This is a genomic window from Fervidicola ferrireducens (genome assembly GCF_001562425.1).
In the GTDB taxonomy this organism is placed as follows: Bacteria; Bacillota; Thermosediminibacteria; order Thermosediminibacterales; family Thermosediminibacteraceae; genus Fervidicola; species Fervidicola ferrireducens.
Genome location: NZ_LOED01000077.1, coordinates 1 through 1,668, shown reverse-complemented (window position 1 = coordinate 1,668; position 1,668 = coordinate 1). Strand labels below are relative to the sequence as shown.

The window sequence follows — 1,668 nt, the reverse complement described above, 5'->3', positions numbered from 1 at the left end:
TCGGAGGGCAAATCAAATATCCGGGAAGGAGGCGAAAGCCTGGTCTGGGGGCCGGCTTGGCTGGAGATAAAAACAGTCAAGTTTTTTGAACCAGGAATTAACATCATTAAAATAGAATTCTTCCTGATGAAATGCAAAAGGAAACTTTCGGGGGGAGTTGCCGTGAAACCGAAGACGATCCTGGTGGTGGAAGATGAAGCGAAAATAAGGATACTTTTGAGGGATTTCTTTGAAAGGGAGGGCTTCAAAGTCCTAGAATCCCCGAACGGCAGGCACGCCCTGGAAACCTTCGAAAAGCTCAAAGGCGAAATAGAGGTCAATTTTCCCTATACAAAGCTAAACAATCTATAGCTTTGTTAGGTACTCATTGTGCAGACCCCAACGAGCACTATACTGTTAGAGCCGACGGCTACCTCCATCACCGTCTGGCTGCCCGACACCCCATTATGGGGAGGCCCACATTTCCCCGGTTCGGGCCTCTGGCTGCCGGGCTACTTCCCGGCGTTTTCCGTCCCTCGGGCTTTGGCCCTAAGGCGCATACCGGGAGGGGGAGTCACCCCGCCTACCCGCCGCCCCTTAACCCCCACCACAGGGTGTTGCCGGACTCCCGGGTAGCCCGGCAGGGAAGAGCGGCAGACTTTAAACCTCGCAATTAGGACGAGTTACCGAACATGAAAGAGAGCCATTCTTCAGGGTTCCACCCAAGGATCATATGGCCGTTCCTTACCGCCCGCTTTCTGGCCGCCCTGAACAGTCCGGAGAGCTTGCCCCAAAGCTTGAAATGCTGCCATCCTTCCCTTGGCGACAGCCTATTCAGGATCTCTTTGGGGACCTTCTCGGTAAAGCCCAAAGCTCTCCTGGCTATTACAAAGGCGGCACCCTGGTGAGCGGAAAGGCCGTAATCCCGTGAGTATTTGAAGTAGCCGATAAGCGAAGTAAATCTGGCGGATACGGTAAAGACTGCGATACCCCTCTTCCTCAAGGCCACGACGATCCGGTTGAATAGGAGCCTCTTGCAAAAGTTGTGGGTGACACGGTTGAAGAGGCGGTTGGTGTCGTGGTCCTGGGCAAAGGACAGCTCTTCCAGGGCTACCTGCTTTATACCCAGCGATTCCAGCCATTCGGCTATGTCTTTAGCCAGGTTCCCGGCTATCCATTCCCGTTTTTCATGGGAAACGTAGACCAGTTCAGGACACCGGAAACAGCGTGATATATGAAAATTGCCGTCCGGCAGGGCCACGGTTACGGCCACCACATCGGGGTTTAAGTCTATTCCTGCCATGGGCAAGTCTTTGTTTACAGGCACGTCATCGCCCAGGGGGAAGGAAATAAAGCAATCAAACCTTCTGTTCTTGCGGATTACCCTTACCGTATAGGCTCCGGCTCTCAAAAGGTGCTGCAGGAGTATGCTACGGTAACGAACAGGTATTTCCAGGGGCACCGTGACCCAGTCTTCTTCTTTCCTCCTGCGGCCTTTCTTGTTTTCCGGCTCCGGCGGTATGTAGACGTTGAGGCGGAAGGAACCGGTAACCTCGTCGAAGACCACTTCCGTGTTGGCATTGCCGTACTGACCTTCCAGTCCCTTCTGGTTGGCCTGGCCTACAGAATAGAAAGCGTTCGACCTGAGTTCCCGCCACTCTTCTTTAGAAAGTTTTCCTTCCTGGAGCA

2 protein-coding genes are annotated in these 1,668 nt (G+C 53.4%); one reads left to right on the top strand and one right to left on the bottom strand.

The window, feature by feature from the left end; translation table 11 throughout:
* Window positions 1-351: response regulator (locus AN618_RS13630; protein WP_483788266.1), on the top strand; the 351-nt coding region annotated here is incomplete at its 5' end.
* Window positions 352-652: 301 nt separating this feature from the next.
* Here the strand turns inward: AN618_RS13630 and AN618_RS13365 are convergent.
* Window positions 653-1,668 (bottom strand): hypothetical protein (locus AN618_RS13365; protein WP_222926525.1); only part of this gene is annotated, 1,016 nt, incomplete at its 5' end.